The sequence below is a fragment of the Haematobacter missouriensis genome (genome assembly GCF_000740775.1).
Taxonomy (GTDB): domain Bacteria; phylum Pseudomonadota; class Alphaproteobacteria; order Rhodobacterales; family Rhodobacteraceae; genus Haematobacter; species Haematobacter missouriensis.
On record NZ_JFGS01000013.1, the window covers coordinates 65,434 to 88,794 of the forward strand.

Sequence of the window (23,361 nt, forward strand, 5' to 3'; positions counted from 1 at the left end):
GCCCTGCAACGGCTACGGAAAGAGTGAAATTGTCGCCATTGCCATCGACCCTCTCTATGCCATATCCCTCTCGGCCAGCGATATTCCTTGGAGCTTCTTTCCGGCATGCAGGAACCCAAGACCCAGAATCCGCATCTCCGCAGCGAGATTGAGGCATTCCTGTCCGATCTCCTGATGATAGAGGACGAGTCTCGACTCGGTGCGACACTGTCGGCAGCCAATGAGGCCATGCGTCAGGTTGGAAAGGTTTCCGGCTGGCCTGTTGGCGGTGGCACTTGCGGCGACATATTGCGGCGTGGCGCTTTTTGCGCGGATCTGACCGGACCGGTGTCAGACTGGAGCGCCGCGATGCGGATGACCGTGGCGAACATGCTGGAGACGCCGGTTCCCACGGCCCTGATGTGGGGGAAGAGCGGCGCTCTTTTTTATAACGACAGCTATGCCCCGCTGCTTGGTTCCAGGCATCCCGAAGCGATGGGGCGGGCTGCTCTCACTGTCTTGCCGGAAGTTGCGGATTGGAACGGCGAAATCCTGCGTCGGGTCTTTGCGGGAGAAACGCCCGCCTACCGGAATCAGCATCTTGTCCTTCGCGATGGCGAACATGAGACGGACCATGTGTTTGACCTGTTCTATGCGCCGGTTCGGGATTTCGGCGGCGAGATCCGGGGCACATTGTGCAAGGTAGTTGAAAATACCGCCCGGATTAATGCGGAAACGGCCCTTGCACGGCGCGAGGCGGAGCTTTCCTCGCTGACCAATGCCATGCCTGCGCTTGTCGCGCTCGTGGATACTGATCTGACCTACCGCTTCGCGAACGACTACTACCGTAAACTTCTCGGCCATGACCCGGCGGCGATGATCGGGCGGACCATCGGTGAAATGATCGGGCCTGCGTTGATGGAGGACCGGGAACCAGGATTGCGGAGAGCCTTGCAGGGCGAGGATGTGCACGACTATTTCCACCTGCGCGACCTCGACGGCGAGCTGCATTACTTTACCGTGAGGTACCTGCCTCAGCGGGATGCCACGACGGGTCAGATCATGGGCATCATGATTCTCGCCTTTGACGAAACGGATAGGGTCGCCCGGCAGGAAGAGCTGACCTACTCCAACCACCGGTTCAGGCGGGCCATCGATGCGATTCACGGCGTGCTTTGGACTAACAGCGCCGATGGGCGGATGGTTGGAGAGCAACCTGGCTGGGCGAGTTTGACTGGTCAGTCCGAGGGTGAATATCAGGGCTATGGCTGGGCCAATGCGCTGCACCCCGACGATGTAGAGCCTTCCATCGCGGCATGGCAGCGCGCCGTCGCGACGCGGGGCGTGTTCGAATACGAGCACCGCGTCCGCCGTCACGATGACGTCTGGCGGACCTTTGCGGTCCGCGCTGTGCCGGTCATCGGTTCGGATGGGCAGATTCGTGAGTGGGTGGGCGTCCATACGGATATAACCCATCAGCGGGCTGCTGAGGCGGCGTTGCGCGAACAGGCCGAAACGCTTGCCGCCGAGGTCCGCCAGCGCGAGCGCGCGGAGGACGATCTTCGCATACTTAATGAGGCGCTCGAAGCGCGTGTCATCAGCGAGATCGCCGAACGGCGGGATGCGGAAAAGAAACTCGCGCATGCGCAGAAAATGGAGTCGCTGGGCAAGCTCACCGGCGGGGTTGCACATGATTTCAACAACCTGTTGCAGGTGGTCTCCGGCAATCTGCAGCTGCTCGCCCGCGATGTCGGTGGTATTCCGCGCGCGGAAACGCGTGTGGCAAGCGCAATGGCCGGGCTGCAGCGGGGGGCCAAGCTTGCCGCTCAGCTTCTTGCCTTCGGGCGGAGGCAGGCGCTTGAGCCGAAAGTAGTCAATGTCGGCAGGTTCATCAGCGGAATGGATGAACTGCTCCGCCGTGCCCTTGGCGAAGGGGTGGAGGTTGAGACGATCCTTGGCGGCGGGCTGTGGAACACATTCATAGATCAGGCGCAGGTGGAAAACGCTCTCCTCAACCTTGCCATCAATGCGCGGGATGCGATGGAGGGAAGCGGGCGCCTGACGATCGAGGTGGCCAACGCGCACCTGGATGACGATTATGCCCGGCAGCATGACGAAGTGACGCCCGGCCAATACGTGATGATCGCTGTCTCGGACACCGGTTGTGGCATCCCGCCCGAGATTGCGGAGAAGGTGTTCGAGCCGTTCTTCACCACCAAGGGGGAGGGGAAGGGCTCCGGTCTTGGCCTGTCCATGGTCTATGGATTCGTCAAACAGTCAGGCGGCCATGTGAAGCTCTATTCGGAGCAGGGGCATGGCACCACGATCAAGCTCTATCTGCCGCGTTCGCTGGAGGCGGAGGATATCGCGGTCCTGCGCGATGAGGGTCAGATCGTCGGCGGTCATGAGACGGTGCTGGTGGTCGAGGATGACGACGAGGTGCGTGCCATCGTCGTGGATATGCTGAAAGATCTTGGCTATCGGGTGCTGAAGGCGCCAGACGCCTCTGCCGCGCTGAATGTCGTCGAAAGTGGTGTGCCCATCGACCTGATCTTCACCGATGTCGTCATGCCGGGACCGCTGAAAAGCCCCGATCTCGCCCGCAAGGCTCGGGAGCGCATACCGGGTGTCGCAGTGCTGTTCACATCCGGCTACACGGAGAATTCCATCGTGCACGGGGGTCGGCTCGACGCCGGCGTTGAGCTGCTTTCCAAACCTTACACCCGCGAGGCTCTGGCCCGGAAGCTGCGCCACGTGCTTGCAAACCGTGAGCAGCAGGCGATTGCCGGGCTTAGTGGGAGGGCAGCCACCCATGCGACGTCACGCCCCTCGCTTCGGGTGCTTCTCGTGGAGGATGATCCGTTGATCCGAATGGACACGGCGGAAATCCTGCGGGAAGAAGGCATGACGGTTGAAGAGGCTGGGAGCGCGGAAGCCGCGTTGCGGTTGCTCTCCTCCCAATCGTTCGACGTGCTGGTGAGCGACTATCATCTGCCCGGGCTGTCCGGTGCGGCGTTGGCCCGGCATGCGGCCGAGCTCCAGAAGGCCATCAGGGTAGTTTTTGCCACGGGAGACGCAGCCGCCGTAGCGCCGGGTACGGCAGAAAGCGTACTGGCGAAGCCCTATAGCGTGGAGGCTCTGGTTAATGCTGTCCGGGGGCAGGGATCGGCCGAGAACTGATACCCTGCCACGGTCAGCCGGAGATTGCGGCGAGGTAAAGCCTCACCGCCTCCTGAACATGCCGGAACCGGTCACCACCCAGGTGCTTGCCGCCATACCAGCGTGTCACGACGATCAGATGCTGGCGGAGTTCTGCCCGCTCCAGCATCCGCAGGATGACCATGCCCGCCCCGCTTTCACCGTCGTCGTTCTTGAGCGGGCCTCCGCCGTCAGAAGCCCCCATGTGTTGTGGGTGGCCTTGGCGAATTTCCGATTGCGCTTCAGCTCGGTCAGCAGAGCGTGCGCCTCCGCCGCCGAGTGACAGGGCGCGCCGGACACGGCGTAGCGGGAGCCGCGGTCTGAGATGATGTTGTCGAGCGTCAGCATAGAGAGGGGGTGACCCGTCCTTGGTCCCCGCGTCAAGTGGCGCTGTCGATGACATCGAGGGCGGCGGTTACGGCGCTGCCCAGATCCCACTTCCGTCCCGTGACCCGACCGAGCGCCCCCGCGAGCGCGGTGAGGGCAAGCGGCACGTGGATCGGCTCTGCCGTCGGCCCCATATGTCCGACCCGGACAAGCCGGTTCCATGTATCTGCGCGCCCCGCAGAGATGACGACGCCATAATGCTGCCGCATCGCATTCCGCAGGGCCGTTTCCTCTACCCCGTCTGGCAGGCGGATGGCGGTGCAGGTCGCGGCGGCGGTTTCCTCCCGCGCGGGCCAGAGGGTAAGGTCTATCGCCTTTACGCCCGCCCGCATTGCTGCACCGGTGAGCGCATGGCGCGCCCATACCGCCCGAGGCCCTTCGGCAAGGTAGCGGTCCAACCCGGCAGCAAGCCCATGAACTTCCGCAACCGACGGAGAGAAGGGGAAGGCGCGCGCGGGATCCTCCATACCCTCCCAGTCGAGAATCGAGAGGAAAGAGCCGCGGGGGCTCGCAGGATTGGCTCGCATCTTTTCCCAGGCCCGCGGGGATATACCAAGCAACGTGAGCCCCGGCGGACATCCCAGACATTTGTTCGAGCCGGTTATCAGCAGATCGATACCCCAGCCCACCATGTCCACTTCCATTCCGCCCCAGGAAGACACCGCATCCACAACGAGGAGAGCGCCATGCTCCCGCACCACCGCGCCGATCTCAACAAGCGGGTTCACCGTACCGGAAGGGGTGTCATGATGACATACGGCGACCACAGCGGTTTCGGGATGGCGGAGGAGGGCCTGCCGGACGGACTCCGGGTCGATCACGGCATCGAAGGCCGTGCGGACCTCTCTCATCACCCCCGCATTGCGTGATAGCCACTGGCTGTACCCCGCCCCGTAAACGCCCGATGCCAGATTGAGCACCGCGTCTCCCGGCGCGACCAGCGACAACGCCGCGGCTTCCAGCCCAAGCACCGGCTCGCCTTGCAGGATCACGACCGTCCGGGCAGGCAGCGCGCGGCGCAGTTTGTCCAGCGTCGTGGTGTAAAAGGTGCGAAAGGCCGGGTCGGCATCGGAAAGCACAGGCCGGGCAAGGGCGGAAAGCACTTCCGGGTAGCAGGTGACTGGGCCGGTTGTCAGAGTGAAAAGACTGCCGGCCTCTGGGGGAAGGGGCATCTCGATCTCCATCAGGTCATGTCGACCCTAGACCTGGCGCAAAGGGTAGGCAATGCGCACGACACAGGCGGCAGCTCCTCATTCGGGCGGGGCCTCCGCTTGACAACGCCGGTGCCCCGGCTCACTTCGGCCGGTGATGGAGAGCAGCGGAGCAGGCGATGACGAGCGCATTCGAGGATGGTTATACCCCCTTGCCGAAAGGCAAGCTGGCGACGGTGGTAACCTGGCTTGAGATGACATCGCCTCCTTCCGTTGCGCCGCCGGATTGGCCGGAGGGCATCACCTTCCAGAAAGTCGCGCCGCCCGCCCCTGCCGAGTATCGCATGTTGTTCCGGGCGATCGGACAGAACCTGCTGTGGGTGTCCCGCCTGAAGATGTCGGACGAAACACTGGCAGCTACGCTCTCCCACCCGGAGGTGGAGCTGTTCCACCTTCTGCGGGACGGTGTGCCGATTGGGTTGGTGGAGCTGAACTTCTGCGCGCCGGGGGAGTGCGAACTGGCCTTCTTCGGCTTGGTGGAAGGGGAAACGGGCCGCGGGCTTGGCAAGCCGATGATGGGCGCGGCGCTCGCTGCCGCTTGGGCGCGCCCGGTAAGCAAGGTCTGGTTGCATACCTGTCACTTCGACCATCCCTCCGCTTTGGCCTTCTATCAAAGGATGGGGTTCCGGCCCGTGGAGATACGGGTCGAGGTGCTTGATGATCCACGCCTGTCGGGCCTGCTGCCCCGTGAAGCCGCTCCGCAGGTACCGCTGATCGACTGACGCCTTTTCACGACGCACGCGCTCGGTTAGGAGCAGAAGCCCGATGTGGAGGACGACATGGCCAGCGAGGAAATAAATGGCGCGCCGGACATGCTTGTGCGCGCCATTATACGTGCGATCTATGACGGCGACCTTGTCATGGGGCAGCGGTTGGTGGAGGCGCAGGTGATGGCGCGCCACAGTGTCAGCCGCTCCACCGTGCGGGAGGCGTTTCGCCGCCTCGCCGCCGAAGGAGTGGTCGATATCGTGCTACACAAGGGCGCGACCATCCGCCGCCCCGGTCAGGAGGAGATGATCGATCTTCTCCGCGTCACGGAGGCGCTGGTCGGCCTGAACGCCCGCCTGGCGGCGGAGCGCATGACCGATCCCGACATCCGTCTTGCCTTCGCCGAGGAGACGGCCGCGATGCTGGATGCTGCTCCCGATAGCGAGGGGGTGGATTATGCACGGCTCAGGACGCGCTTCCACCGGGCGTTGCTTCGGGCGAGTGGCAGCGTCGAACTGGCGCGTAGCCTGCCGAAGCTGCAACTCCATCTCATTCGCGCCTACACAGCCATACCGCGTGCGGCGCATGTATCATCCTATCGTGCGATACGGGAGGCCGTGCTTTCGGGAAATGGCGAAGCCGCGGAGGAGGCCGGACGGCGGCATGTGGTCCTGCTGATCGACGCCGTGCGTGCCGGAGCGTGAAGCCGCGAAACACGGCCAAAGGGCGGATTGCCGTCTTCTGCCCGCTGCGTCAGTGTCTGGGCAGGAGAAAGGGACCTAGCAATGCCGGAACTGGCCGACCATCCGCTTCGCCGCACGTTGAGCGATGAGCTGCACGCGCGGCCATCGCCGCCTGTTCCTGTGCCAGCGGATGCACTCTATATCGCGCTGACGCCTGCCGACGCCATCGGCCCGCGTGACCGGACAGCCGAACGGGCGCATCTTGCCGAATTGCTGGCTCGGTATGGCCTTCCCGCCCCGCCGCCGGGCGCGACGCACTTCACCGGCCAGATTGGCGACGCGGTGCTGAAATGGGAAAGCCATGCCGAAGCATTCAGCTATACCATCATCAGCCCACGACTGGGGGCCGTGCCCTTTTCGCCAGAGGCCTTGATACCGGCCGAGTGGTTGGCGTCGGCCCCGGGGCTGCGTCTCGTTTCCGCCTGCTTCCGGGTGGAAGAGATGCCGGAGACGGAGGCCGGGCTTTCCGAGAAGCTCTCGAATTGGTTTGTGGCGGAAAGCCTTGCCGCAGCTTGGGTGATCGATCATCATGCCATCGCGGCCAGTGATTTCCGCCTGGATGCGGCTGGCCATACCCGCTTTGCGCTTTTCGTGGAGCATGGGACCGGCACCCGGCGCGTGGGGCGGTTGCTGCAGCGCCTGTGCGAGATCGAATTGTACGCCACGCTTTCGCTTCTGGGTTTTGCGGCGGCGCAGCGGATCGCCGCTCCCATGGCGGAGATCGATGCGCGGCTGACCGCCATTGTCTCCGGCCTTGCCACGGGCGGGGCGAGCGCGGAGGAAACGTTGGGGCAGCTTCTTTCCGTATCGTCCGAACTGGAAGGGCTGATCGCAGGCGAGAGCTTCCGCTTTGGCGCGACAGGCGCCTATGAGGCGATCGTGCATCATCGCGTGACGGCGCTCCGAGAGGAGCGGATACCCGGCTACCAGACCTTCGCGGAGTTCATGCAGCGTCGTTATGAGCCGGCCATGCGCACAGCGCGTTCGGCAGAAAAGCGGCTGACCTCAATGGCGGATCGCGCGGAGCGGGCCGGGGACCTGCTCCGTACGCGCGTTGATGTCGGCCGCTCCGCGCAGAGCCAGGCGCTGCTTGCCAGTATGGACCGTCGCTCGGACCAGCAACTGCGCCTGCAGCACACTGTTGAGGGCCTGTCCATCGCCGCCATTAGCTATTATGCGGTGAGTCTCGCCTCGTATCTGCTGCTTCCCTTCGCCGAGATGTGGCATCTTCCGAAATCACTGCTGACGGCAGGGTTGGTGCCGGTCATCATGCTAGGCGTGGCCCTGACACTCCGTCGCATCAGGGCCGGACTGCACGACTGAAAAGTTCAGTCGACAGGCTTGCGGAACACGACCAGCTTGGCGGTGAGAACCTGTACCTCCTCGCCTTTCTGGTTGAGTGTCCGGCTTTTCAAAGTAACCATTCCACGATCCGGGCGCGACCGAGAGGGAACAACGTCGAGCACCTCGGATTCCACATGTAGCACATCGCCAGGACGGGTCGCCTGCGGCCAGCGTATCTCGCCGCCCGCCCCGATGATCCCCCCCGCAAGCGGTGCCCCGCCACCGACGAGGAGCCGCATCGTGACAGCCGCAGTATGCCATCCGCTCGCCGCCAGCCCGCCGAAAAAGGAGGCACGACCCGCCTCTTCGTCAAGATGGAAGGGTTGCGGATCGTAATCGGCGGCAAACCTTCGGATATCCGCAGTCTCCATCCGATGCTCGCTGCTGCGGAACCGCAATCCCGGTGTGATATCCTCCAGATAAAGTGGTTCCATCATGCCCCTCCAGCGTTTAGAGTATGATCGAACGCCAAATGCGCAAAGCTGTCAACCGGGACGGTGGCACATGACCCGATCCAGCCGAAGCAAGATGGCCGCGAACCGAGAGCAGATCCTCGCTGCGGCGATGGCGCTGTTTCGCGCACGTGGTGTGACGGATGTGAGTATTGCCGAGGTCATGCAACGTGCGGGAATGACACAGGGCGGTTTCTACCGGCATTTTGTCAGCAAGGACGCGCTGGCCGCAGCGGCCTGCGCCGCAGCCTTTGCGGAGGCTGAGCAGGCCTGGAGAGGGGGAGCGTCGGAGGGAGAGGGTCACGTGACGGAAAGGCTCCGCGCCTTTTATCTCCGTCCCCGCCCGGCGGAGCGCACGTGCCCGATCCTGTCCTTTGCAGCAGATGTGCGGAACGCGCCAGACACCCTGCTCGCCGTCGCATGGCGGGACGGAATTTCACGGCTTGTGGCGCTCTACGGGGACCTGACGGGCGTTCCTCCCGACATTGCGCGGGCTGGCGTGGCCGCCCTTGCAGGCGCGCGGCTGCTGGGTTCCGGCGACGCCTTGCTGGACGATGGGGCCGGGGCGGCTAGTTTCCAGGACGAACCCGCCGATTGCGTGCAGGCCCGACCCGAGGGAAAATGAAATGAAGATTGTGCTCCTGCTTCTCGCGGCCTTGCTTGCGCCCTTTTCCGCCGTGGCCAGCACGGTGCCGCGGGAGGTGGCCCGCGTGCAAGCAGAGGATATGGCTGCCTGTCAGAAGGCAGGCGGCCGGGCGGTCGCTGAAGCGGGGTATCTTGTCGCGGCGGATCTGAACGGGGACGGGCGTCCCGATTATGTCACCGATCTTGCCCATCTGTCCTGTGAAGGGGTGGCCGGTTTCTTCTGTGGCACTGCGGGGTGCCCGGTTACAGTCTGGCTGTCGGGGCCCGGCGGGTACTTTGCCGCCGATGCGGGCCACGCCGAAGCCTGGCGGCTGGAAGGGGCGACGGTCATCCGCCGCGTCAATGGGCAGCTTTGCACCCCTCCACAACGCAGAAGCTGCGAGATTCGCCGGTCTTTTGCTGGGGTCGATCGGCCCGCCGCGGCGCAACCCACCGTAACTCAGGGATGGCAGTTGCGCCGAACCCAGGGGTTGCCGCCTGTGGCTATATCGCCGGGGCCGGGAAATATCTTCTCTATTTCCGCCTTCTGCCTCGGGGATCAGCCATGGCTTGCCGTGGTCTTTAGGGAGCGCCCGCGCGAGGCCACCGTTCGGATCGACTTCGCATTTTCGGAAGGCGCGTTGGGCGGCCCGGCCAGCCGCCAGCAGGGGACGTCCGATGCTTATGTCATCAGCCTTGCGGGAGGGGCCTTGGCGCGGAGACTGTCCGGTCGGGATGGAACTGTTGGAGTGTCCGTCAACGGCCTATCGCAAGGGGCTTTGCCGCTGCGTGGTTCGACATCGGCCCTGCGCGGCGCGCTTGCCGGATGCCTGACGCTCTAGCCGTCGCAGGCTTCCTCGCCCAATCGCAGCCCCGATGAAGAGCGGCAGGCAGATGGCAGGGCTCACGCGCGGATTCTCCCATACGCCGAACGTCGCGCCAATGGGTCGTCGGTTTCGCATCAGGGTCAGCACTGCTCGCTGCCCTTCCTCTCATCCCCAACCGCTCTTCACAGGGAGACTAATGCGCGCGGAAAGACCCATTCAGATCAGTCCCCGAGGCGGAGCGGCCCCAGACGCGGATACATATCTCCCGGGCCGGGGTTATCCGCGGGCGATTGCCCCCCGAGATGCGTCATGACCCCCCAGACAGCATTCAGGGCGGTCTGCACCGCACCTTCGACCCAGGCGGGCGTCCAGCTTATCCCGTCACCGGCAAGGAAGATGCCGCGTTGGGCGGCAGGCAGGCCTGCTTGCATGAAATGCCCAAACATCCGGTGGTTGTAGCGGTAGTGACCCGGCAGCGCGCCCTTGAACGCGCCGAGGAAGTTTTCGTCCGCCTCCCAGCTCACGCAGATCGGCTGGCTGACGATATGGCTGGCGATATCGGTCGTCGGATAGATCTGTTTCAGCGCGGCGAGCGCAAGCTCCACCCGCCGTTCGCAGGACAGTGGCAGGACCTTCAGCGCGTCCGTCATCCATGAATAGCTGAGACAGATCACCGCCGGCTGATCGGGGCCGTTGTCGAAAAGATAGGTTCCGCGGGTGATGCGGTCGGTCAGGGTCATCGACAATGGCTCTCGCCCGGTGTCGGGGTCGATGTCGCGCCAGAACGGCCGATCTACCATGACGAAGGTCTTTGCAGCCTGCATGTAGCGGGTGCGGTCCAGCGCCATCCACAGCTTCTGGTCGAAGATCGTTTCGTCAACGTTGATCGAAGTGGTGAGAAGGTGGCTCTGACAGGTCACGATCACGGCCGGGTAGTCATCCTCGCGCCCCCAGCGGTCCCGGATGCGGAGATCGCCTGCGTGCGAACGGGAGATCCCCACGACACGACCTCGCGCCGCGCCCCCGTTCAGGGAGGCGAGCGTCGTGCCACGGGGCCAATGTGCCAGCCGCTCCGGCGGGTGACGCCAGAGCTGCTGCGGCATCTGCTCCACGCCGCCCACGATGAACCGCTGATTGTCATCCAGTTCTGCCAGATTGACGCGCAGGATTTCGAGCATCGAATTCGGAAAATCGCTATCCCAGCCTCCTGTGCCAAAGCCCACCTGCCCGAAGACCTCCCGGTGGCGGAAACCGAGGCGTGAGAAGGCGGAGGAGGAAGCGACGAAATCGTAGAAGGTCCGTTCGTCCCAGTCCCGCACCAGAGGATCCCAAAGCTCTTTCAGCCGCGTCGCGTCGCGGTCGCGCATGGCGGCCTGCAGATCGGAAAACCGGGCATGTTCCTCCAGCGCATCGCGATAGGCGGCGGCGACCTCATGGTAGAGCGGGGGAAGATCGGCAAGTGTCCGGGCATAGTGCGTCTCCCCTTCCAGATCGATGACCGTGGACCCTGCAGCCGGGGTCAAAGGGTTGGGAAAGGGGCGGCTTTCCAGCCCCAGCAGGTCGATATAGTGATAAAAACCGCGGGACGAGACGGGAAAACGCATGCCGCCCAGTTCCGCGACGATGCCGTCCGCCCCCTCGAAAGGCTCGGACCTGAGCCTGCCCCCGAAGCGCGCTGCCTCGTACAGGACGGGCCGCAGGCCAAGCTTCATCAGTTCGTAGGCCGCGACGATTCCCGCGGCCCCCGCACCGATCACCGCGACCTGCGTTCCGTACCGCTCCTCCGGTATCGCCCCGAGGCCGGCGGGGTGAACCAGCCATTCATCATAGGCGAAGGGGAAGTCGGGGCCAAATGCGCTTACGCCGGGCTGGGTGTCGGTGTCGAGGAGGGTCATCGGTCGTGCCTTGTGCTGTCCTGCGCGCCGCTGCTGGCCAGAGCGCCTGTCTCGTGGCAGAACTATGCTCAAAATTTCGCTTGGGAGGAAAGCCCATGAAACTCGCCGTCTATCAGGCGCCGCCGACCGACGGAGATGTAGAGGCCGCTTTTCGCCGTCTGGAAGCCCAACTCCGTGCCGCCGCGCTTGCCGGTGCAGATGTTCTGGTCACGCCGGAGCTTTACCTGCCGGGCTACAACCGTTTCGACCTCCATTCGCAGGTGAGTGAGGCGGAGGGTGCTGTTTGGCGGGCGCGGCTCTCCACTCTGGCAGGCGCGGCGGGGGCGGGGCTTGTGGTCGGCTGGGCCGAGCGGGCGGAAGGCCGGTTGTGGAACGCTGCGACGTTCTTTGATGCGGATGGCACGGAGCGCGCGCATTACCGAAAAATCCAGCCCTATGGGCCGGATGAAACGCGGACATTCGTTCCGGGAGACGATTACGAGACGTTTTCGCTGGAGGACCGGTCTGCGGGGCTGCTGATCTGCTATGACATCGAGTTCCCCGAACACGCACGTGCCCTGGCGGTTCAGGGTGTGGAGATGCTGCTCGTTCCCACCGCCAATCCCGCAGCCTTCCCACATGTGCCGGAAGTGCTTGTCCGCGCGCGGGCGGCGGAGTCGGGTATAGCCATTGCATATGCCAATTATGCTGGGACGGAAGCAGGGCTGACGTATGGTGGCGGCTCGGTGATTGTGGCGCCTGATGGGATGGTCCTGGCCTCTGCCGGGGCGGGGGAGGCACTGCTGATCGCAGAACTTCCACCACGCGCCGAGACAGAGGGCGCGCGGCAGTTGAAGGCGCGGCGGCTCGGCTAGACGGGCAGGACGGTGATCGCGTCACCCGGATGCAGCTCTGAACCTGTGTCGGGCAGAATCGCGAGCCCGTCCGCGATGGCGGTAGCGGTAGGCAGGAGCGGCAGCGCCTGTGCCACGCCCCGCTCCAGCCGCACGAGCACGACCTCCGACCGACCGCAGCGGGGGAAGGCGGTGAAAGCGGCGGTTTCCGTGCGACGCTCGACCATTGGCAGGCTTGCCAGCCCGCGCAGCAAAGGCTCGCCGAACAGATGCCAGCAGGTGAAGGCAGCCACCGGCGTCCCCGGCAGCCCGAGCCAGAGAGCTGCGCCGATCCGTCCGATCATGACCGGCTTTCCGGGCTTGAGGGCTACGCCACGCACCGCGAACTGCCCACCCGCCCGACGGAATGCCGCCGCCATATGGTCGGCCTCTCCGACAGAAGACCCGCCCGTGGTGACGATCAGGTCGCATCCGGCCAGATCGGCGAGCGCGGCTGTGATGGAACCCGGGTCGTCCGGAAGGTCGCCGGCATCCTGCAGATCAACTTCAGTCCGGGCGAGTATGGACGCCAGGAACGGGCGATTTGCGTTCCAGACCTGCCCGGGCGCGAGAGGCGTGCCCGGAGGTGCGATTTCGTTTCCGGTGCAGAAGAATCCCACGCGGACCCGGCGCCGAAGGGAAAGCGTGTCCACGCCGACCATGGCCGCCGCGAGGGCGGTGGCGGGTGTGACGCGGGCCCCCGCGCTCAACACGGTGTCGCCCTGGCGAAGCTCCGATCCCGCACGGCGCACATTCTCCCACCTTTTGGGGAGGCGGCGACAGCGGATGCGGTCGGCTTGACGCTCCACCTCTTCCAGCATCACCACCCGGTCCGCTCCTGACGGAAGCGGGGCGCCGGTTCGAATGGGCATCGCATTCTCAACGATCATCCCTCCCGGCGCGTCACCGGCGAGCGCAAAACCATCCATCGCAGCTAGGTCGAAACGCGGCAGGTCCAGCGGGGAGAGAAGTGGTTCCGCCAGAATTCGGCCCTTGGCCGCAGCCAGCGGAATCCGCTCCACCCCGATCACCGGTTGGGCCAGCGCCCCTAAAGCCGCCTCTGCCACGGAGAGAGAAACCGGGCCGATGCACGCCGGCATCGTCATCGGAGCGGAACCTGCAATGCGGGTTCGCTCACGCGCGCCGGATGGCTCCAGACATCGCATCCCGCCGCTCCGGCGAGAGTGATCAGCGTGATGCCGGACCGCTCCGCAAGGGCCACCGCTTCTGCGGTAGGGGCGGAGACGGCGATGAGCAGGGGCGTACCCAGCATTGCGCATTTCTGCACAAGGTCGATGGAGAGACGGCTAGTCATCACCACGCCACCAGAGGTCGGATCCATATTGGCGGTATTCAACGCTCCGCAGAGTTTGTCGAGCGCATTGTGGCGTCCGACATCCTCCCGCACCATGACGATCCCCCGCGCAGGTTGCCAGAAGGCAGCCGCATGGAGAGCACCGCTCTGCGCCCGGAGCCGCTGCTGCGCCCCGATCCCCGCCACCGCCGGGGCGATGTCTTCCGCCCTCACGGTCCACGGCGGGGTTGCGACGCGGGGCACGTCCCGCAGAACTTCCTCAAGGCTCTCGATCCCGCAAAGACCGCATCCCATCGGCCCGAAGCTTTGCCGCCGCCGGGCAACTTGCCTGGCTTCGGCCCCCGGGGCCAGCCAGATCTGAAGGTCGATCCCCCGGGGGGTCGCGACAGCCTCGATCCGCTCGAGTTCAGCAGGACGAGCGATGCCTTCGGTCAGGGAATAGCCCAGGGCGAAATCGTGCAGATCCTCCGGCGTTGCCATCATCACCGCCTGCGTGGACCCGTTATAGGAGAGGGCCACCGCCGTTTCCGCGGGTAGAACACGCTCTCCGTCACTGACCTGCTCAGCTCCGAACCTCAGGCGGCGGATGCTGCGCTGACTGGGAAAGGGTGGCGATAGGGCGGGTGGCGTTCTTGGCTCCGTCTCCCTGAGGATGAACGCTGCAATAGCGGCCGTGTCGTCCAGATCAAGCACGGGAACCGTGAGGCTACCTGCCGTCAGGCTATCGCTCGCCACGCCGCGGATCGTCGAATCGCCGGGCTGTATCAAAGGGCTTCCGGTCTCTGCCCGATGGCATTCGATCTTAGGATGCTTGTCACGCTTCCAACCCTCCACCAGCACGATGTCAACAGGTTGGAGGCGGGCAAGATGATCTGCAAGGGAGGGTTCCGGCGCTCCACGCAGCTCATGCATCAAGGCCCAGCGTTGCGAGGTGGAGAGCAACACCTCCTCCGCGCCCGCTGCCCGGTGGCGGTAGCTGTCCCGGCCCGGCTCATCGACATCGGCGTCGTGATGGGCGTGCTTCAGCGTCGAGACGCGGTAGCCAACGCGGGTGAGTTCAGTGACAAGCCGTTCCATCAACCCGGTCTTGCCGCTGTTCTTCCAGCCGGTGATGCCGAACACCCTCATACCCAGGACTCTGCGAGCCGGTGGCGGGCTTCATCCAGTTCTTCGGGCGTATTGACGTTGAAAAATGGATCGCCGTCGAACATGGCAAGCACCATCCCTGCGCGTTGTGCCGCATCACGAATACGGCGGGTACCCTCCGTGATATCTCGGCGTAGGGCAGGGGCGAGCGCGGTGGACCACAGGCCGAAGGTGGGATGGGCAACGGGCCTCCCCTCATTTCCACTGGCCGCAAGGACCACGGCAGCGCGGGTTTCCTCTTGCCGCGCACGAAGGCGCGCAACCAGATCGGCTGGCAGGAAGGGCGTATCGCAGGCCGCTGTGACGATCCAGTCGGCCTCTGCGGCTGCCGCCCATTCCATCCCGGCCATTATGCCCGCAAGCGGTCCCGGATGATCGGAAATGGTGTCGGCGAGAACCGGCAGGTCAACATCGAAACGCTTGACGTCTCCGTTGGCATTCAACGCCAATGGAAACGCCTGCGCGCTCATGCGTGTGATCACATATGAAAGGAGCGTTCCGCTGCCGAGACGTCTAAGCGCCTTGTCGCCTCCGCCCATGCGTCGCGACAGGCCCCCAGCGAGGATCACCGCAGGCAGCTGCTTGTCGACCATTCAGAGCCGCTCGGCCGCAGGCCTGCGGATCGCCGGCAGCGCTTCCCGGACGAGGGCGCGCAACGCGTCACCCTCGGATTCCGTGGCAAGGAATAAGAGTCGCGATCGCATACGCGGATCCCAATAGTCGTTGATATGTGAAGCCAATCCGGAGGCGGCTTCTCCCGGCGGCTTGGTTTCCATGAAAAGCGCGATCTGGTTCGCCATGCGGACCAGCCGTTCGTCCGTATTGCTCATCACCCCTCACTCACTCCGCTGCTGGCAGAACGCGCCGTGAGCGTTCCGCCAGAGCGGCATATTCCTCCTGCCAAGTGCTCGGCCCATTGGAGGGCGCCACCTGCACAGCGGTCACCTTGTATTCCGGGCAGTTGGTCGCCCAGTCGGAATAGTCGGTCGTGATCACGTTAGCCTGAGTTTCGGGATGGTGGAAGGTGGTATAGACCACGCCGGGGCTTACCCGATCCGTCAGTTCGGCCCGGAGTGCTGTCTCTCCGGCGCGGGATGCGAGCCGGACCCAGTCGCCCTGTCGTATGCCACGCACCTCCGCATCATGCGGATGGATCTCCAGCACATCCTCCGCGTGCCAGGCGGTGTTGGCTGTCCTCCGGGTCTGTGCACCGACGTTATACTGGCTCAGGATCCGCCCAGTGGTCAGGAGCAGTGGGAAACGTGGCCCGGTCCGTTCATCCGTGGCCACATATTCCGTACGGATCAGCTTGCCTTTACCGCGTACGAAATGGTCCACATGCATGATCGGCGTGCCTTCCGGAGCCTCGTCGTTGCAGGGCCACTGCACCGACCCCATCCAGTCCAGGCGGTCGTAGCTGACGCCGGTGAAGGTGGGTGTGGTGCGGGCGATTTCCGCCATGATCTGAGAAGGATGGGTGTAGCGCCAGTCCGCCCCCATGGCATTTGCCAGCATCTGGGTGACTTCCCAATCCGCATAGGTCGCCTTCGGGGCCATCACCTTACGCACGCGGTTGATCCGGCGTTCCGCGTTGGTGAAGGTGCCGTCCTTTTCAAGGAAGGAGGAACCCGGCAGAAAGACATGCGCGTAGTGCGCCGTCTCGTTCAGGAACAGATCGTGGACGATGACGCATTCCATCGCCGCCAGCCCGGCAGAGACGTGTTTCGTGTCCGGGTCCGACTGCAGGATGTCCTCACCCTGACAATAAAGCCCCTTGAAACCGCCCTCAACGGCGGCGTCGAGCATGTTCGGGATGCGCAGACCCGGCTCCGGGTCGATGGTCACACCCCATTCCGTCTCATAGATCGCTCGCGCGTCGGCGTTCTTCACATGGCGGTAGCCCGGCAGCTCATGCGGGAAGGAACCCATGTCGCAGGAGCCCTGCACGTTGTTCTGTCCGCGGAGCGGGTTCACGCCTACGCCCTTACGGCCGATGTTTCCAGTCAGCATGGCGAGGTTCGCTATGCCGATGACGGTGGTGGAGCCCTGGCTGTGCTCCGTCACGCCCAGTCCGTAATAGATCGCCGCATTCCCGCCAGTGGCATAGAGTCGGGCCGCCGCGCGCAGTTCCGCCGCCGGAACGCCGGTCAGCGCCTCGGTCGCCTCGGGACTGTGGCGCGGGTCGGAGACGAATTCGGCGTAATCCTCGTACTCGTCCCAGTCGCAGCGCTCACGGACGAAGGTCTCGTTAACCAGCCCTTCGGTCACGATGACATGAGCGATGGCTGTGACGACGGCCACGTTGGTCCCGGGCCGGAGAGGAAGGTGGTGGTCCGCCTTTACATGCGGGCCTTCCACCATCTCTGTCCGGCGCGGGTCGATCACGATGAGTTTCGCGCCCTGCCGCAGCCGCTTCCGCATCCGGCTGGCGAACACGGGATGGCCGGAAACCGGATTGGCGCCGATCACCATGATGACGTCCGCAGCCTCGACCGAGTCGAAATCCTGCGTTCCCGCAGAGGTGCCAAAGGTCTGGCCGAGGCCGTAGCCAGTAGGCGAATGGCAGACGCGGGCGCAGGTATCGGTGTTGTTGTTGCCGAAAACGGCGCGGGTCAGCTTCTGCACGAGGTAGGTTTCCTCGTTCGTGCAGCGGGAAGAGGTGATGACGCCGACGGAATTCCGGCCGTAGCGCTGCTGTATGCCCTTCAGCCGATCCGCCGCAAAGGTCAGAGCTTCTTCCCACGACACTTCGCGCCAAGGATCGTTGATGGTTTCGCGGATCATGGGCGACAGGACTCGGTCAGGGTGCATGGCGTAGCCCCAGGCGAACCGGCCCTTCACGCAGGAATGGCCGTGGTTCGCCTTGCCCTCCTTCCAGGGTACCATGCGGACAAGCTCGTCGCCCCGCATCTCCGCCTTGAACTGACAGCCGACACCGCAATAGGCGCAGGTGGTCACGATGGAGCGGTCAGGCGTGCCGATTTCGATGACGGATTTCTCCTGCAGCGTCGCCGTGGGGCAGGCCTGCACACAGGCGCCGCAAGACACGCAATCGGAGGTCAGGAAACTGTCGCCCGCGGCGCCCGCCGCCACACGACTGTCAAATCCCCGTCCCGTGATGGTCAGCGCGAAGGTGCCCTGCACTTCCTCGCAGGCGCGCACGCAACGGTTGCAGACGATGCACTTCGCGGGATCATAGGTGAAATACGGGTTCGATTCGTCCTTGGGGAGCCATTGCGGATTGGCCTCGCCGGATGTGTTGCGGGCAAAATGCGTGGCCATGCCGCCCGCGGGCGCGGTATAGCGCACCTCGCGCAGGCCGACTGCACCGGCCATGTCCTGCAGCTCGCAATCTCCGTTCGCAGCGCAGGTCAGGCAATCCAGCGGATGGTCGGAGATGTAAAGCTCCATCACCCCGCGCCGCAGGTCCTTCAGGCGTCCGGTCTGGGTCTTGACCTTGATGCCCGGTGCCACCGGCGTGGTGCAGGAGGCAGGCGTTCCGTTGCGCCCTTCGATCTCCACCAGACACAGACGGCAGGAGCCAAAGGCCTCCAGATTGTCGGAGGCGCACAGTTTGGGCACGGTGATGCCGATTTCGGCGGCCGCCCGCATGATCGAGGTGCCCTCCGGTACAGTCACTTCAAACCCGTCGATGGTCAGGCTGACCATCGTCTTTGACTTTGACCGGGGCGTGCCAAAATCGCGATCGTCGGGGATGATGAAATCCTTCATGACCTGTCTCCGATGCGGCAGTTGCGAATGGGGAGGCGCACAGGAACAGGCGCCACGAGGCCGAGCCATCGCGCGATGAGGGCAATCATTCCGCAGCCTCCTTCTGAAGTGCGAAGTCATCGGGAAAATGGGTGACTGCGGACATGACGGGATACGGCGTGAAGCCACCGAGCGCGCAGAGCGAACCCGCCTTCATGGTATCGCAGAGTGATGCCAACACCGGCATGGCCGCCGCATCACCTGCGGCGATGCGGTCCAGCGTCTCCATGCCCCGAACCGCTCCGATGCGGCAGGGTGTGCATTTGCCACAGGATTCGATGGCGCAGAACTCCATAGCGAAGCGGGCGAGCTTCAGCATGTCAGCACTGTCATCGAATACAGTCAGCCCCGCGTGGCCAATTAGGCCACCCGCCGCCGTGAATTCTTCGTAGCCGAATGGGGTATCGAAAAGATCGCGCGGAAAATAGGCGCCGAGAGGTCCGCCGATCTGAACGGCCTTCACCGGCCTGCCGGTGCGGGTCCCTCCGCCGATATCCTCAACGATTTCGCCCAGCGTAAGGCCGAAGGCCGTCTCGAACAGCCCTCCATGCCGCACATTTCCGGCGATCTGGAGGGGCATGGTACCGTGCGAACGTCCGATGCCGAAGTTCCGGTAAAACGCCGCCCCGCGATCCATGATGATAGGCACGGAGGCAAGCGATATAACGTTGTTGACTACTGTCGGTCGGCCAAGAAAACCCTCAAGTGCCGGGAGCGGCGGCTTTGCACGCACGGTCCCACGCTTCCCCTCCAGACTGTTCAGGAGCGAGGTTTCCTCGCCGCAGACATAGGCGCCTGCACCCGTGCGAACCTCCATGTCGAAGGCATAACCCGATCCCAGCACATTCGGACCAAGCAGGCCCTCGGCCCGCGCGATGCGGATGGCGGCTTCCATCATCTCTATTGCATCGGGATATTCGGAGCGGGTGTACAGATATCCGCGCGTTGCACCCACGGCGATGCCCGCAATGGCCATGCCTTCGATCAGGCAGAAGGGATCGCCCTCCATGAGCATCCGGTCCGCGAATGTGGCGCTATCTCCCTCATCGGCGTTGCAGACGATGTACTTCCGGGGGCCGGGTGCATCATGAACGGTCTTCCACTTAATGCCGGTGGGAAAGCCTGCACCGCCGCGACCCCGAAGGCCGGAGTCCGTCACTTCCTTCACTACCTCCGCCGGCGTCATGGAGAGGGCACGTTTCAACCCCTTCAGACCATGATGAAGTTCGTACTCCTTGAGAGCCAGCGGGTCGATGACGCCGACACGCGCGAATGTCAGCCGCGTCTGGCGCACCATCCACGGCAGCTCCTCCGTCAGGCCAAGTGCCTTCGGATGGGTTTCCGGCGCATCAAACAGCCGGGCGACATCGTCGGGCTCCATGGGGCCGAAGGCCATGCGGCCAAGGTCGGTGACAACCTCCACCAGCGGCTCAAGCCAAACCATTCCGCGCGATCCGTTGCGGATCAGATCAACCTGCAACCCGCGCCGCGCCGCTTCTGCGAGGACAGCAGCGGCCACCTTGTCCGCACCAAGTGCCTTCGCCGCGGCATCTCTCGGGACATAAATCCTCATGCCCGTGCCTCCGCGATGATGCCATCCAGCAGCGACTCATCGGCCCGCCCGACAAGCCGCCCGTCGATTTGCGCGGACGGGCCGCAGGCGCACAGGCCGAGGCAGAACACCGGCTCCAATGTTACGGCGCCGTCCGGCGTGGTGCCGTGCCAGTCGATTCCGAGCGCACGGCGAACATGGTCCCCCAAAGCATCCGCCCCCACCGCCTGACAAGCTTCCGCACGGCACAGCCGCAGGACGTGCCGCCCGGCAGGCGCCTTGCGGAAGTCGTGATAGAAACTGACAACGCCATGAACCTCAGCACGACTGAGATTGAGCGCTGCCGCCATTAGCGGCACAGCACCCTCGGGAACAAAGCCGAAGGTTTCCTGAACCTCGTGCAGAAGCGGCAACAACGGGCCTTCCCGCCCAATGTGATTTGCGATGATCGCGGCCATCTGGGCTTCCAGATCGGCAATGGGCACGGCTGGCTTGAATGCTTGCATCGGCTCCTCCCTCGATGACCATTTTAGGCATCGTGGCGGACCGATCAATTCCGACTTTCCGTGGAGCTATAGGAGTTTTCTATCAACCAGCGTTCTCGCTTCCGTAAGAAGCGCGTTCACCGTCGGGCTATGTGGATCCCGTCGCGCCACAATCAGACCCACCATCCGTCCCGGATTGCCCGCCCGGGACCGGCGGATGGGAATAGCGACAACAAGCCCGCGCCCGGTCCCAAGGCTCTCCGCGATCAGCACCGGCATGACGGAGGCCCAACGACCCGTGGCGACGTGGCTTGCCAGAACGATGGTGGAATTCGACTCGACGATCGGGCGGGCCGGTGTGCCTGCTGCTTCCAGCAGACGGTCAATGATCCGGCGGTTCTGCATGTCGGTGGTCAGCAGGCAGAGGGGCAGGCGGCCCACCTCCGCCCAGCTTACGCTGTCCCGGCCCGCTTCCTCGGCATCGGCGGCCACGAGCAGACAGTAATCCTCTTCATAAAGCGGGATTTCGAGGTGCCGTTTGCTGTCGCCGGTGTAGTTGATGCCGGCATCCAGTTCGAGCCGGTCGATCTCCTCCATGATCTCTGTCGCGGCGCGCGAGAGAATGCGGAACGTCACTTCCGGGTGACGCTCGCTATAGGGTGCGATCAGCCGGTGAACCATGGGCAGCGCGGTGGGGATGACCCCGATCCGCAACTCGCCTGACAAACCGATCCGGGCCGCGCGCATCTCCTCGCGCATGGCCCGGACGTCCCCGACGATAACGAGTGCGCGTGCATAGACGCGCTCCCCCTCCGGCGTCAGCGCCTCGAATCGGGCGCCACGACGCACCAGCTGCACGCCAAGGATATCCTCCAACTGCCGGATGGCGGAGGAGAGCGTCGGTTGTGTTACGCCCACGGCCTCCGCCGCGCGACCGAAGTGTCGCTCGTTTGCCAGAGCGATGAACATCTCGAGTTTGTCGATCATGGCGCTTCCTCCTGTGCCCTGTCATTCAGGCCGTGATCGGAACATCTGTCAGGCGACACCCGCGACACTGCGGTCGGGCGCGGCATCAAGCCGGCCTTGTTTCGCCTGACCTTCTCCGCCATCGGTGGTGGAGCCTTGGGTGTGCAAGGGAACAGAATTCGGCGCGCGCTTGCGATCCATGCTATTGCTCCTCCCCCGGCTCTCCGATGCCTAGCACGCTAGCACGGCTGGTGATCGCGGCACCCGAGTCTATTCCCAAAATGGCGGAAGCGGTTTCGCGTCTCCGAAACTTCAAGCATGGGTGACGGGGAGCGCGCCGCCTAACAAGTGTTGTGCAGAATAGGCAGCTTAAGGCGTTCGGGCCGGATTTCTTCGTAGTGCTTATGGGATGCGGATGGCGGACTTTACGTGAGCGGTGAGCTTGCGGCGGAACACTGAAATACCGCCAACACCGCCTTGAGAGCCAGCGGTATCCGCCAGCTCTCAAATGTGCTGCATTCGCTTCTCAAAGTTCCAACAATTCTCACATACCGCATGAAAATTGTCTTATATATTATTGTTTAAAAAGGAATTTCGTCGTCAAGATCGTTGGACCGTCCGCCGCCGTAGCCACCGCCCGAACGCCCTCCGCCTTGGCCGCCGCCCTGACCGCCATAGGAAGGACCATCGTCGTAGCCACTATCGTAGCCGCCACCCTGGCTTCCGCCACCTCCACCACTTCCGCCCTCGCCGCGGCCGTCGAGAAGCGTCAGCTCACCGCGGAACGGGCGCAGGACGATTTCCGTGGAGTAGCGGTCCTGACCTGACTGGTCCTGCCACTTGCGCGTTTCAAGCTGGCCCTCGATGTAAACCTTGGACCCTTTGCGGAGATATTGCTCGGCAATCTTGACCAGCGGTTCAGAGAAGATTGCGACAGTGTGCCACTCCGTCCGCTCCTTGCGCTCACCGGATTGCCGGTCGCGCCAATTCTCCGAGGTTGCAATCCGCAGGTTGCAGACCTTGCCGCCGTTCTGAAAGCTCCTGACTTCCGGGTCGCGGCCCAGATTGCCGACCAGAATAACCTTGTTGACCGAACCCGCCATGTCGCCTCCGATTCCTTGCTTGCCCCACATAACCGCGACGAGGGGGCGAGGCCAACCGACTATTGCGTTCCCGCAGATTTCCGCTGGTCAGGGCGTAGATTATTACTAAGATTGCCGCCGATAAGAAGAACCCGAGCGGGGACATCTGAACATGCGTCACACAGTCATGACGCTCACCGCCGTTGCGGTGATGCTGGGCAGTGCAAGTACGGTTGCGGCGGAAGGGCTGACGGCAACACGGTCAACCAAATCGAGAATGCAGCTTTTTCAGAGCCAGACACGGCTTCTGGATACGCGTCTCTCCGATCAATACCAGAGTTCAACGCGGCTTCAGCCAAAGACCGTGGACCGCAAGCCCCTTGCTCTTCCCAAGTATGCCGGGAATTACAAAGGCCAATATCTGGCGGTCGCCCGAGGCGCCGCGCGCAAGCACAATGTGCCTGAAGAGCTGTTTCTTCGCCTTGTGCAGCGTGAATCAGGTTGGAACCCCCAAGCGGTTTCCCACAAGGGCGCGACCGGGTTGGCGCAGCTTATGCCGGATACGGCGGTTCTGCTGGGCGTGGACGTCAACGATCCGCATCAGAACCTTGAAGGGGGCGCTCGCTACCTCCGCAGGATGTTCGAGCGTTTTGGGGACTGGCGTCTGGCGCTGGCGGCGTACAACGCCGGTCCGGGGGCGGTGGAGCAGCATGGTGGCGTGCCGCCATATCAGGAAACCCAGTCGTACGTTGTCGCAATTCTCGGCAACGGATGATTCGACGACAACGCAACTGCTCCTCCTTC

21 protein-coding genes and 1 pseudogene are annotated in these 23,361 nt (G+C 63.9%); 8 read left to right on the forward strand and 14 right to left on the reverse strand.

Going from position 1 to position 23,361, the window contains the following annotated elements:
* The first annotated feature begins 105 nt into the window (after nt 1–105).
* Nucleotides 106–3,159: a hybrid sensor histidine kinase/response regulator gene (locus tag CG51_RS10095; protein WP_198947721.1), complete on the forward strand. Its 3,054-nt coding sequence runs from the start codon at nt 106–108 to the stop codon at nt 3,157–3,159.
* A 13-nt stretch (nt 3,160–3,172) separates the two neighbouring features.
* On the opposite strand, the pseudogene CG51_RS10100 reads toward CG51_RS10095, so the two are convergent.
* Nucleotides 3,173–3,525 (reverse strand): annotated as a pseudogene (locus CG51_RS10100) (YigZ family protein).
* Between the two features lie 32 nt (nt 3,526–3,557).
* Nucleotides 3,558–4,736 carry a pyridoxal-phosphate-dependent aminotransferase family protein gene (locus CG51_RS10105; protein ID WP_035744524.1) on the reverse strand — a complete coding sequence of 393 codons (1,179 nt, stop codon included), beginning with the start codon at nt 4,734–4,736 and terminating at the stop codon, nt 3,558–3,560.
* 158 nt (nt 4,737–4,894) lie between these two features.
* Between CG51_RS10105 and CG51_RS10110 the strand changes: the two genes are divergently transcribed.
* The 3 genes from CG51_RS10110 to CG51_RS10120 all read left to right on the forward strand — a co-directional run bounded on the left by CG51_RS10110 (nt 4,895) and on the right by CG51_RS10120 (nt 7,549).
* Complete coding sequence (locus tag CG51_RS10110) at nt 4,895–5,497, forward strand: GNAT family N-acetyltransferase (protein WP_035744525.1); 603 nt, start codon at nt 4,895–4,897, stop codon at nt 5,495–5,497.
* 57 nt (nt 5,498–5,554) lie between these two features.
* The gene (locus CG51_RS10115) at nt 5,555–6,187 is read left to right on the forward strand and encodes a GntR family transcriptional regulator (protein WP_035744526.1); all 633 of its coding nucleotides are present in this window, start codon (nt 5,555–5,557) and stop codon (nt 6,185–6,187) included.
* A gap of 81 nt (nt 6,188–6,268) precedes the next feature.
* Nucleotides 6,269–7,549 (forward strand): DUF3422 family protein, encoded by a 1,281-nt coding sequence (locus tag CG51_RS10120; protein WP_035744528.1) that lies wholly within the window; start codon nt 6,269–6,271, stop codon nt 7,547–7,549.
* 5 nt (nt 7,550–7,554) lie between these two features.
* On the opposite strand, the gene CG51_RS10125 is transcribed toward CG51_RS10120, so the two are convergent.
* The gene (locus tag CG51_RS10125) at nt 7,555–8,004 is read right to left on the reverse strand and encodes a MaoC family dehydratase (RefSeq protein ID WP_035744530.1); all 450 of its coding nucleotides are present in this window, start codon (nt 8,002–8,004) and stop codon (nt 7,555–7,557) included.
* A gap of 70 nt (nt 8,005–8,074) precedes the next feature.
* Here CG51_RS10125 and CG51_RS10130 point away from each other — a divergent pair, with 70 nt between their 5' ends.
* Together CG51_RS10130 and CG51_RS19140 are read left to right on the forward strand one after the other, a co-directional pair.
* Nucleotides 8,075–8,647, forward strand: coding sequence for a TetR/AcrR family transcriptional regulator (locus CG51_RS10130; RefSeq protein WP_088233811.1), 573 nt, complete (start codon nt 8,075–8,077; stop codon nt 8,645–8,647).
* Nucleotide 8,648: 1 nt separating this feature from the next.
* Nucleotides 8,649–9,488 carry a hypothetical protein gene (locus CG51_RS19140; protein ID WP_051930389.1) on the forward strand — a complete coding sequence of 280 codons (840 nt, stop codon included), beginning with the start codon at nt 8,649–8,651 and terminating at the stop codon, nt 9,486–9,488.
* Nucleotides 9,489–9,694: 206 nt separating this feature from the next.
* On the opposite strand, the gene CG51_RS10140 is transcribed toward CG51_RS19140, so the two are convergent.
* On the reverse strand, nt 9,695–11,368 hold the full coding sequence (locus CG51_RS10140; RefSeq protein ID WP_035744532.1) for a flavin monoamine oxidase family protein: 1,674 nt from the start codon (nt 11,366–11,368) through the stop codon (nt 9,695–9,697).
* Between the two features lie 95 nt (nt 11,369–11,463).
* Here CG51_RS10140 and CG51_RS10145 point away from each other — a divergent pair, with 95 nt between their 5' ends.
* Nucleotides 11,464–12,222, forward strand: coding sequence for a carbon-nitrogen hydrolase family protein (locus CG51_RS10145; protein ID WP_035744534.1), 759 nt, complete (start codon nt 11,464–11,466; stop codon nt 12,220–12,222).
* On the opposite strand, the gene CG51_RS10150 is transcribed toward CG51_RS10145, so the two are convergent.
* The 10 genes from CG51_RS10150 to ssb all read right to left on the reverse strand — a co-directional run bounded on the left by CG51_RS10150 (nt 12,219) and on the right by ssb (nt 22,578).
* Entirely contained in the window at nt 12,219–13,346 is a 1,128-nt protein-coding gene (locus CG51_RS10150; protein ID WP_035744536.1) for a molybdopterin molybdotransferase MoeA, read from the reverse strand. The two genes, CG51_RS10145 and CG51_RS10150, sit on opposite strands and share 4 nt — an antisense overlap.
* Nucleotides 13,343–14,683, reverse strand: a complete 1,341-nt coding sequence (gene fdhD / locus CG51_RS20390; RefSeq protein ID WP_084695138.1) for a formate dehydrogenase accessory sulfurtransferase FdhD — start codon at nt 14,681–14,683, stop codon at nt 13,343–13,345. The genes CG51_RS10150 and fdhD overlap by 4 nt, the downstream gene beginning before the upstream one ends.
* The gene (gene mobA / locus CG51_RS10160) at nt 14,680–15,294 is read right to left on the reverse strand and encodes a molybdenum cofactor guanylyltransferase MobA (protein WP_035744539.1); all 615 of its coding nucleotides are present in this window, start codon (nt 15,292–15,294) and stop codon (nt 14,680–14,682) included. Before mobA ends, fdhD begins: the two co-directional genes overlap by 4 nt.
* On the reverse strand, nt 15,295–15,531 hold the full coding sequence (locus tag CG51_RS10165) for a formate dehydrogenase subunit delta (RefSeq protein WP_035744541.1): 237 nt from the start codon (nt 15,529–15,531) through the stop codon (nt 15,295–15,297).
* A gap of 10 nt (nt 15,532–15,541) precedes the next feature.
* Nucleotides 15,542–18,433: a formate dehydrogenase subunit alpha gene (fdhF, locus tag CG51_RS10170; protein WP_035744544.1), complete on the reverse strand. Its 2,892-nt coding sequence runs from the start codon at nt 18,431–18,433 to the stop codon at nt 15,542–15,544.
* Nucleotides 18,434–18,518: 85 nt separating this feature from the next.
* Nucleotides 18,519–20,045: a formate dehydrogenase beta subunit gene (locus CG51_RS10175; protein ID WP_035744547.1), complete on the reverse strand. Its 1,527-nt coding sequence runs from the start codon at nt 20,043–20,045 to the stop codon at nt 18,519–18,521.
* On the reverse strand, nt 20,042–20,530 hold the full coding sequence (locus tag CG51_RS10180) for a formate dehydrogenase subunit gamma (RefSeq protein WP_035744550.1): 489 nt from the start codon (nt 20,528–20,530) through the stop codon (nt 20,042–20,044). Before CG51_RS10180 ends, CG51_RS10175 begins: the two co-directional genes overlap by 4 nt.
* A 66-nt stretch (nt 20,531–20,596) precedes the next feature.
* On the reverse strand, nt 20,597–21,496 hold the full coding sequence (locus tag CG51_RS10185) for a LysR family transcriptional regulator (RefSeq protein ID WP_035744553.1): 900 nt from the start codon (nt 21,494–21,496) through the stop codon (nt 20,597–20,599).
* A 48-nt stretch (nt 21,497–21,544) separates the two neighbouring features.
* Complete coding sequence (locus tag CG51_RS20935; protein ID WP_269845388.1) at nt 21,545–21,676, reverse strand: hypothetical protein; 132 nt, start codon at nt 21,674–21,676, stop codon at nt 21,545–21,547.
* A 380-nt stretch (nt 21,677–22,056) separates the two neighbouring features.
* Nucleotides 22,057–22,578 carry a single-stranded DNA-binding protein gene (gene ssb, locus CG51_RS10190; RefSeq protein WP_035744556.1) on the reverse strand — a complete coding sequence of 174 codons (522 nt, stop codon included), beginning with the start codon at nt 22,576–22,578 and terminating at the stop codon, nt 22,057–22,059.
* A gap of 166 nt (nt 22,579–22,744) precedes the next feature.
* Here ssb and CG51_RS10195 point away from each other — a divergent pair, with 166 nt between their 5' ends.
* On the forward strand, nt 22,745–23,332 hold the full coding sequence (locus CG51_RS10195; RefSeq protein ID WP_088233835.1) for a lytic transglycosylase domain-containing protein: 588 nt from the start codon (nt 22,745–22,747) through the stop codon (nt 23,330–23,332).
* Nucleotides 23,333–23,361: the final 29 nt, after the last annotated feature.

Excerpts from the sequence above, each read along its gene's own strand:
- mobA (WP_035744539.1), bottom strand. The coding sequence starts at position 15,294 with ATGGTCGACAAGCAGCTGCCTGCGGTGATCCTCGCTGGGGGCCTGTCG.
- CG51_RS10180 (WP_035744550.1), bottom strand. The coding sequence starts at position 20,530 with ATGCAAGCATTCAAGCCAGCCGTGCCCATTGCCGATCTGGAAGCCCAG.
- CG51_RS10095 (WP_198947721.1), top strand. The coding sequence starts at position 106 with ATGCAGGAACCCAAGACCCAGAATCCGCATCTCCGCAGCGAGATTGAG.
- CG51_RS10120 (WP_035744528.1), top strand. The coding sequence starts at position 6,269 with ATGCCGGAACTGGCCGACCATCCGCTTCGCCGCACGTTGAGCGATGAG.
- CG51_RS10110 (WP_035744525.1), top strand. The coding sequence starts at position 4,895 with ATGACGAGCGCATTCGAGGATGGTTATACCCCCTTGCCGAAAGGCAAG.
- ssb (WP_035744556.1), bottom strand. The coding sequence starts at position 22,578 with ATGGCGGGTTCGGTCAACAAGGTTATTCTGGTCGGCAATCTGGGCCGC.
- fdhD (WP_084695138.1), bottom strand. The coding sequence starts at position 14,683 with ATGAGGGTGTTCGGCATCACCGGCTGGAAGAACAGCGGCAAGACCGGG.
- CG51_RS10125 (WP_035744530.1), bottom strand. The coding sequence starts at position 8,004 with ATGGAACCACTTTATCTGGAGGATATCACACCGGGATTGCGGTTCCGC.
- CG51_RS10130 (WP_088233811.1), top strand. The coding sequence starts at position 8,075 with ATGACCCGATCCAGCCGAAGCAAGATGGCCGCGAACCGAGAGCAGATC.
- CG51_RS10175 (WP_035744547.1), bottom strand. The coding sequence starts at position 20,045 with ATGAGGATTTATGTCCCGAGAGATGCCGCGGCGAAGGCACTTGGTGCG.
- CG51_RS10195 (WP_088233835.1), top strand. The coding sequence starts at position 22,745 with ATGACGCTCACCGCCGTTGCGGTGATGCTGGGCAGTGCAAGTACGGTT.
- CG51_RS10105 (WP_035744524.1), bottom strand. The coding sequence starts at position 4,736 with ATGCCCCTTCCCCCAGAGGCCGGCAGTCTTTTCACTCTGACAACCGGC.
- CG51_RS10165 (WP_035744541.1), bottom strand. The coding sequence starts at position 15,531 with ATGAGCAATACGGACGAACGGCTGGTCCGCATGGCGAACCAGATCGCG.
- CG51_RS10145 (WP_035744534.1), top strand. The coding sequence starts at position 11,464 with ATGAAACTCGCCGTCTATCAGGCGCCGCCGACCGACGGAGATGTAGAG.
- CG51_RS19140 (WP_051930389.1), top strand. The coding sequence starts at position 8,649 with ATGAAGATTGTGCTCCTGCTTCTCGCGGCCTTGCTTGCGCCCTTTTCC.
- CG51_RS10150 (WP_035744536.1), bottom strand. The coding sequence starts at position 13,346 with ATGACGATGCCGGCGTGCATCGGCCCGGTTTCTCTCTCCGTGGCAGAG.
- CG51_RS10185 (WP_035744553.1), bottom strand. The coding sequence starts at position 21,496 with ATGATCGACAAACTCGAGATGTTCATCGCTCTGGCAAACGAGCGACAC.
- CG51_RS10115 (WP_035744526.1), top strand. The coding sequence starts at position 5,555 with ATGGCCAGCGAGGAAATAAATGGCGCGCCGGACATGCTTGTGCGCGCC.
- CG51_RS20935 (WP_269845388.1), bottom strand. The coding sequence starts at position 21,676 with ATGGATCGCAAGCGCGCGCCGAATTCTGTTCCCTTGCACACCCAAGGC.
- fdhF (WP_035744544.1), bottom strand. The coding sequence starts at position 18,433 with ATGAAGGATTTCATCATCCCCGACGATCGCGATTTTGGCACGCCCCGG.
- CG51_RS10140 (WP_035744532.1), bottom strand. The coding sequence starts at position 11,368 with ATGACCCTCCTCGACACCGACACCCAGCCCGGCGTAAGCGCATTTGGC.